Origin of the sequence: Paracoccus marcusii (assembly GCF_006151785.1) — a bacterium.
Classification (GTDB): Bacteria; Pseudomonadota; Alphaproteobacteria; order Rhodobacterales; family Rhodobacteraceae; genus Paracoccus; species Paracoccus marcusii.
The window spans coordinates 1-6247 of sequence record NZ_VDDD01000170.1; the positions used below are offsets into that span (position 1 = coordinate 1).

The window sequence follows — 6247 nt, forward strand, 5'->3', positions numbered from 1 at the left end:
CGGCGCCCCCGGCACCGGCGCGGGGGGCGATGCCGGCAGTGACCTGGCGCTGGCGACCGGGCTCGCGCTGCAGCTGGAGCTGTCCTGGGGCCTCGGCGGGGGCCTGACCTGGCACGCCAACCCGATGGCGCGGCTGGCGGCCGACCCGCATCTGCGCGACCGCGTCGAGGCGCATCTCCAGCGTGGTCATGGCCGCGCCACGGTGCTCCTGAAGGAGAGCCGGCCGCTCCTCGACGCGCTGGCGTCCCGCCTCGAGGCGGAACGGGTGATCGAGGGCGATCCGTTCGAGGACCCGGTGACGGCGGTGGCCATCACGGCGGGCGAAGCCTCGCGGGCCGATGGAGAGAACCCATCGACGGCACCGACAGCCAGAACGCGGACGGCGTCGGATGGCGAGACGCCGCCTGCGGCCGGTAGTGCCGGATCAGCCGGGTCCGCGCCGCCGCCCCCCGGTCCGGGCACGGGAGGATCACCCGATGTCTGAGCAGGTCCCCGACCTTGCCTTGCTGCGGGGCGCCCTCGTAGATGCGCTGGACGAGGCCGCTGTCCTGCGCGATCTTCTTGGGCTGGTCTTCTGGGCCGCCGAGGCGGTGCCCAGACCCAAGGGCGCGGGCCTCTCCCGCGGCGCGATGATGGCCCAGGATCGACTTGAGCTGCTCATCGCCCAGATCGAGGCGGCGAGGTCGCAGCTGCGGCCGCCGGCGGGAGGGTGCGGGTTATGGTTATGACCGCGATAGGCGGCGGCGGGGATGATGCAGGTGGCGGCGCTGTCAACTGCAGCAACGCCGCGGACCCTATCAGGGCCGGGGCACACTGGCGGCGGCATGCTCCGTCTCGATCTCGGCGACGAAGGCCGCCAGCGGCATTCCAAGCGCCAGTGCGATGCCATCGACGGTGGCCAAGGTGGGCTGGTATTTGCGGGTCTCGAGCAGCGAGACGTAGCGCGGGCTGACACCGGCCTTATGGGCCAGCTCCTCCTGGGTCATCCCGGCGGCGAGGCGGTGCCGGCGCAGGACGATGGCGAAGGCGGAAAGGAGGGCATCGGCACGATCGGTCATCCCGATCCTAGAACTGAAATGACCCGAGTCGCGCCACGAAGTATACTATGGAAATAGAAGCATCCTGTGAATAAGATGCGCCAAGCCCGCACTTCTCCCCAAGCCTTGGCCTCATTCCTCGCAGCCGAGAGACCCCGATGCCCGAGACCCCGCCCGTTGATGCCCCCGTCCCGCGCCTGCCTCCGGGCACGCCGCGGCTCCGCCCGCCCGCCGCCGGCTGAGCGCCGACGCGCCGCGACAGCCTTATCTGCCTGCCCTGCCGTTCGTCCTGCCGCGCTCAGCTGCCCGGTGGCCGGATGGAGACTGCCTGATCCCTGCCACCACCCGAGGATGACTCTGATGACCTGCCTCTTCCCGAACCGCCCTGCCACCGTGAGGGCCACCATCATGGCCGCCGTCCTGCCCGCCGCCGCTCTCGCGGCCTCGGCGCAAGCCACCCCCGCGGCCCCGGCGACCACGGCAGAGGCCGATGCCGCGGCGGAGGTCCGCGGGGCCGAGCTGGCGCAGGGCGTCGAGCGGATCACCGAGCCCTATCTTGTCTCCCTGCACTGCTTGGCCCGGATGAGCGAGGCGTTCGGCTTCGAGCGCGACGCGGCAGCCGATGCGGCCGGATCCGCCTGCGAGGCCAAGGCCGGCGCGCGGCTCGTCGAGATCGCCGGGGAGCGCGCCAGCCGCGCCCTGTCCGAGATCGAGGCTGCGCCCCACACGCTCGACGCGGCGATCGAGGCGAATGGCTACGCGCCTGCCGACAACGACTTCGCCCGCATCTCCGCAAGCGCCGCCTACCGCGCGGGCGCGCGTGAGATCGACGCGGCCTTCGAGGGAGCCCGCCGCGCCGGCGCGGCCAGGCGGAACGAGGTGCTGGAGGCCGAGCGGCAACGCCTCGACGCAGCAATGGACGCGCTCGATCCCGCGCGGCACGAGCTGGCCGACCTGCCGGAATGCGCCGCCTTTGACGCAGGCCAGCCGTGGCTGCGTCCTCTCCTGTCGCATTGCCGGGACCTCCGGCAGCGCTTCGCGGCCCGTCACACCCATCTGCGCTGCGAGCGGCTCTTCGAGATCGCCCCGGCTGAGCTGCGCTATGGCGCCTTCGATGTCGGCGGCGGCGAAACGGTGAACGCCACCGCGCTCCTCTGCGATTACGGCTTCGAGGCCGAGGCGAGGACGCGCGGCGGGATCTTCTCGGCCAGCCGGACTGAGCTGAGCCTGCAGCTCGGGCCGCTGGAGGCGCCGCTGACCCTCACTGGCACGCTCCACGGTCCGGACGCGGCGGGGCTCTGGCAGCTGCGGGACCTCTCCCTCATCCCCGGCCGCCTCGCCCGGGACCTCGATCCCGATGCGCCCGAGACCCTGCACCAATGCCTTGCCAATCCGGCGCGCTGTCAGGAATGACGACCACCCTCACCCACCCCCAGCAATACGGAGACGACCATGACCCTCACCTCGACCACCGACCACCGTTCCACGATCCCCCTTCCTGCCCTCCTGCTGCCGGCGCTCCTGCTGCCCGGCGCGGTGACTGCGGCGCCCTATCTCGGCCGCTGCCAGATGGGCGAATGCATCCATGTCGATCAGGTCTCGCACCATGTAGTGGGCGACGGCAGCGCCGCCGTGCCGGGCGATCTGGTGATGGTCTCGCTGCGCACCGCCGTCTCGGACGCACCCGAGACCGATCCCGCCACCCTGAACTGGGAGGCCCCGGCCCCGGTCCAGTTCTTCTGCTCCGAGATCCGGCCAGCCTTCCGCTCAGGCGACGGCAGCTACCAGGGTCTGGATCTCGTGACCCCTGTAGGCGCCACCACCCTGGTGACGGCGATGTATCTGCACGCCTGTCACCCCGAGGCGGAGATCGGCGCGGATCCCTTCGCCGCGGCCGACGCGCTCGGCTACGGCGCCACCGGCACCGAAGTCTTCGCGGACTTCGATGCCCTGACGGCACGCTAACGCACCGCCCGTCTCACCCTGCCCGAGGCGGCCGCATCCCGGCTGCCTCTCTCCGCCCCAGCCCTTTCCCGAAGGACCGCACCATGCCCCTCTCCCCCCGTCGCCGCGTCATCACCGCCAGCGTCCTCGCGCTTGTCACGGCCCTTATCGTCGTTCTCATTCTGACGACAAAAGGTGGTGCCCTCAGCGGCGCCGATCGCCGCCTCGTGGACCGCCATCACGCCAGCATGGAGCGCTGCATGGCGGACGGCATATCGATCACCGAACGCTCGATGGCCTGTGTCGAGATGAGTCGCATCCGCGACGACATCCGCGCCCGCGGTCTCTGCTTCGATCTCACCGGCCGGCGGCAGAGCTATCAGGATGTCTTCCGGTGCGACGAATGAAGCCCGTCGCGATAGCGTGTCCGATAAGCTCGAAAGCGTTTTGAAACGATAGTTGATTAACCATTCCGTGAACGGTTTTCTTATCTCAGCCTATTTATTCCGCCTTGAATGCGGATGAAGACATGGCACCGCCCCGAAGACGCTTACAGTGGCCGCTCTCCTAGGCTCCAGACTCATTGATCGTCAAAGCCAGAACATGACGGTAGCTGCGAGGGCGACTGCTGACAGGAAGGTCTTTGCACATCGATCGTAGCGGGTCGCGATGCGGCGCCAGTCTTTGAGCCTGCCGAACATGATCTCGATGCGGTTGCGCCGTTTATAGCGGCGCTTGTCGTAGCGGACGGCCTTGCCGCGCGACTTCCGGCCTGGGATGCAGGGCTTCATCCCTTTGTCTTTCAACGCTTCCCTGAACCAGTCGGCATCGTAGCCCCGGTCGGCAATCAGCCATTCGGCTCCGGGCAGGCTGCCCAGCAAGGCCGCGGCTCCGATGTAGTCGCTGACCTGCCCGGCGGTCATGAAGGACTTTAAGGGCCGTCCCTTGGCGTCGGTGACAGCATGCAACTGGTGTTCAATCCGCCCTTCGTTCTGCCAATCAGACGTCCGCGTTGATCGCCGGGTCCCCTTTTTTCGCCCGCAGGCTCGAAGCCGTGCGGTGCGCCTTGAGATACGTCGCATCGATCATGATGGTCTTCTGCTCGGTGCCTTCGGATGCCAGTCCCTCCATCATCCTGGCGAAAACTCCCATGTCACCCCACCGCTTCCATCGATTGTAGAGGGTCTTCGGCGGTCCATATTCACGCGGGGCATCGCACCACCGCAAGCCATTGCGATTAACGAAAATTATGCCGCTCAACACGCGCCGGTCATCGACACGCGGCTTGCCATGGCTCTTTGGAAAAAACGGCCTCAACCGGTCCATCTGCGCGTCGGTCAGCCAGAAAAGGTTGCTCATCAACACCCCTGTCAAATCGGGGCCTTGAATCACGCAGCGGCGACAGCCTTAAGCGGATCAATGGGTCCTGATCCTAATCGCCGCCCAGATTTATCCGACATATCTTAAGTAAAACAAACCAAGATCATGTCGGGGGGTGGAACTGAAACGCACCTCCGCTACCAGTCATCCCCCCAGATGCAATCTTATGAACCCTGCCCCAGGTGGTCTGCGGGCATCTTTTCGTTTTGGGCTCACAGGGCCCCCTCGCTGCCGGAATACGTCACGCCCAGCACGCGATGGGCGGCGTCGGTCCGACAGGTCCATGGCGCCTCGGCCCCGGTGACGGCGGCCTCGACCTCGGCGCCTGCCTGCGTTTCGGTCATGGCGACGAGGGTGACGGCGGACAGGCCCCTGCCCACCTGGGCCGCGATGGCCGCACGGCAGGCGGTGGCGGCGGGGCCGGTCAGGTCGTCACCGACGCAGGCGGCCAGCGGCAGCGCCGCCAGCAGGGCAAGGATGGTCCTACCGGTCAAGCGGCGGTCTTCCGATCCAGCGGTGATTCGCGCAGACCAGTCAACCATGCCGGCCGCGACCCGGCTATCGGATCGGCGACATGCGAAAGGGCCCGCGGCGATGCCACGGGCCCCTGTCGTCACGCCGGATCGGCGATCATTCGGCCGGCATCGCCTCGACCGAGATGCGGACCTCGACCTCGTCGGACACGGCGGGGGCGAACATGCCGGCGTTGAAGTCGCTGCGCAGCAGGGTGGTAGTCGCGTCAAAGCCCAGCCAGGGCTTGTTCTCCATCGGGTGGGTGCCCTGCTGGTTCAGCGTGGTGTCCAGCACGACCTCCTTGGTGACGCCGTTCAGGGTCAGATCGCCGGTGATCAGCGCGGTGGTGTCGCCGGTGACCTCGATGCCCGTGGACTTGAAGGTCACCTCGGGGGCGGCACCCTCGGCGCCGAAGAAGTCGGGCGACAGGAAATGCTCGTCACGGCCCGCAAAGCCGGTCATCAGCGAAGCGACCGGGAACGTCGCCTCGACCGAGGATGCGGCCGGGTCCTCGGCGTCGAACATGATCGTGCCGGTGATGTCGCCGAACATGCCCGTCGTGGTCGAGAAGCCCAGGTGGCTGTAGTCGAACACGATCTGGCTGTGCGAGGTGTCCAGGCTGTAGGCCTGCGGCTCGGCCAGGGCGGCACCGGCGACGAGGGCGAAAGCGGCGGTCAGGGCGGTCGTTTTCAGCATCGGAATCTCCGTTTGTTGTGGGGGCACCATCCTTGGAAGCGGCCCGTGGGGCAACTAGCGATGCGCGAACAGGGGCTGTCAGCCAGCGCACATCACCGTGTGGCGGTCAGCGCGACGCTCAGGTCCACCTGGAACCCCACCGTGCTTTCGTCGGCATATCCCGCCCCCACCTGCCAGTCGCGGCGGTCCATCACGGCCTGCCCCTGCATCACGGCGACGCCGTCCGTGATGGTCAGATCGAAGGGCAGCGTGACGGGCATCTGCTGGTCGCGCAGGCGCAGCGGTCCTTCGGCGACATAGCCCGCGCCCTCGGGTCGGATCGTGCCCTCGAAGACGGCGGTGGGATGGGCGTCGACGTCAAAGAACTCGGCCCCCTTGGCCTGGTCGGTGACGGTGCCGATGGTGACGCTGTCCATGTTGATGGTCACCGTCACTGCGCCCGTGCCGCTGTCCGGGTCGAACGTGATTGCCGCCGTCCAGTCAGCAAAGCTGCCAGTCACGGTCGATCCCATCTGGCGCACGGCAAAGCCGAGTTCACCGTCGGTGACCTGCCATTCAGACGCCGCCTGTTCCAGCATCGCCACCGGGGCCGCGTCGCGCGGCGCGGTGGCCAGCGCATAGGCCGCCCCAGCCCCGAAGACCGCCACCGCGACCAGCGCCGGCAGCGCGTGGCGGGC

The 6247-nt window shown here is 68.1% G+C and carries 11 protein-coding genes; 5 read left to right on the forward strand and 6 right to left on the reverse strand.

Going from position 1 to position 6247, the window contains the following annotated elements:
• Both FHD68_RS19160 and FHD68_RS17130 read left to right on the forward strand, forming a co-directional pair.
• On the forward strand, nucleotides 1–484 hold a 484-nt coding region (locus tag FHD68_RS19160; protein WP_482811971.1), incomplete at its 5' end, for a M41 family metallopeptidase.
• Nucleotides 477–728 (forward strand): hypothetical protein, encoded by a 252-nt coding sequence (locus tag FHD68_RS17130; protein WP_127897306.1) that lies wholly within the window; start codon nucleotides 477–479, stop codon nucleotides 726–728. The genes FHD68_RS19160 and FHD68_RS17130, both read left to right, overlap by 8 nt.
• A 69-nt stretch (nucleotides 729–797) precedes the next feature.
• Here FHD68_RS17130 and FHD68_RS17135 read toward each other — a convergent pair whose 3' ends face one another.
• Complete coding sequence (locus FHD68_RS17135) at nucleotides 798–1058, reverse strand: helix-turn-helix domain-containing protein (protein WP_127897307.1); 261 nt, start codon at nucleotides 1056–1058, stop codon at nucleotides 798–800.
• 339 nt (nucleotides 1059–1397) lie between these two features.
• On the opposite strand from FHD68_RS17135, the gene FHD68_RS17140 reads away from it, so the two are divergent.
• The 3 genes from FHD68_RS17140 to FHD68_RS17150 all read left to right on the forward strand — a co-directional run bounded on the left by FHD68_RS17140 (nucleotide 1398) and on the right by FHD68_RS17150 (nucleotide 3388).
• Nucleotides 1398–2450 carry a hypothetical protein gene (locus FHD68_RS17140; RefSeq protein WP_139086352.1) on the forward strand — a complete coding sequence of 351 codons (1053 nt, stop codon included), beginning with the start codon at nucleotides 1398–1400 and terminating at the stop codon, nucleotides 2448–2450.
• Nucleotides 2451–2489: 39 nt separating this feature from the next.
• On the forward strand, nucleotides 2490–3002 hold the full coding sequence (locus tag FHD68_RS17145; RefSeq protein WP_127897309.1) for a hypothetical protein: 513 nt from the start codon (nucleotides 2490–2492) through the stop codon (nucleotides 3000–3002).
• An 83-nt stretch (nucleotides 3003–3085) separates the two neighbouring features.
• Nucleotides 3086–3388: a hypothetical protein gene (locus FHD68_RS17150; RefSeq protein WP_127897310.1), complete on the forward strand. Its 303-nt coding sequence runs from the start codon at nucleotides 3086–3088 to the stop codon at nucleotides 3386–3388.
• A 183-nt stretch (nucleotides 3389–3571) separates the two neighbouring features.
• On the opposite strand, the gene FHD68_RS19830 is transcribed toward FHD68_RS17150, so the two are convergent.
• From FHD68_RS19830 to FHD68_RS17170, 5 genes are all read right to left on the reverse strand, one after another.
• Entirely contained in the window at nucleotides 3572–4063 is a 492-nt protein-coding gene (locus FHD68_RS19830) for an IS5 family transposase (protein WP_341872776.1), read from the reverse strand.
• Entirely contained in the window at nucleotides 3981–4340 is a 360-nt protein-coding gene (locus FHD68_RS19835) for a transposase (protein WP_341872777.1), read from the reverse strand. The genes FHD68_RS19830 and FHD68_RS19835 overlap by 83 nt, the downstream gene beginning before the upstream one ends.
• 233 nt (nucleotides 4341–4573) lie before the next feature.
• A complete protein-coding gene (locus FHD68_RS17160) occupies nucleotides 4574–4855 on the reverse strand; it encodes a hypothetical protein (RefSeq protein ID WP_127897311.1) in 282 nt (93 codons plus the stop codon).
• A 136-nt stretch (nucleotides 4856–4991) separates the two neighbouring features.
• Nucleotides 4992–5567 carry a YceI family protein gene (locus FHD68_RS17165; RefSeq protein WP_045982427.1) on the reverse strand — a complete coding sequence of 192 codons (576 nt, stop codon included), beginning with the start codon at nucleotides 5565–5567 and terminating at the stop codon, nucleotides 4992–4994.
• A 95-nt stretch (nucleotides 5568–5662) separates the two neighbouring features.
• Nucleotides 5663–6247 (reverse strand): YceI family protein (locus FHD68_RS17170; RefSeq protein WP_139086354.1); only part of this gene is annotated, 585 nt, incomplete at its 5' end.

Bases quoted from the DNA above. Each gene is read 5' to 3' on its own strand.
- FHD68_RS17145 (WP_127897309.1), top strand. From the start codon at position 2,490: ATGACCCTCACCTCGACCACCGACCACCGTTCCACGATCCCCCTTCCT.
- FHD68_RS19835 (WP_341872777.1), bottom strand. From the start codon at position 4,340: ATGAGCAACCTTTTCTGGCTGACCGACGCGCAGATGGACCGGTTGAGG.
- FHD68_RS17140 (WP_139086352.1), top strand. From the start codon at position 1,398: ATGACCTGCCTCTTCCCGAACCGCCCTGCCACCGTGAGGGCCACCATC.
- FHD68_RS17150 (WP_127897310.1), top strand. From the start codon at position 3,086: ATGCCCCTCTCCCCCCGTCGCCGCGTCATCACCGCCAGCGTCCTCGCG.
- FHD68_RS17130 (WP_127897306.1), top strand. From the start codon at position 477: ATGTCTGAGCAGGTCCCCGACCTTGCCTTGCTGCGGGGCGCCCTCGTA.
- FHD68_RS19830 (WP_341872776.1), bottom strand. From the start codon at position 4,063: ATGCGACGTATCTCAAGGCGCACCGCACGGCTTCGAGCCTGCGGGCGA.
- FHD68_RS17135 (WP_127897307.1), bottom strand. From the start codon at position 1,058: ATGACCGATCGTGCCGATGCCCTCCTTTCCGCCTTCGCCATCGTCCTG.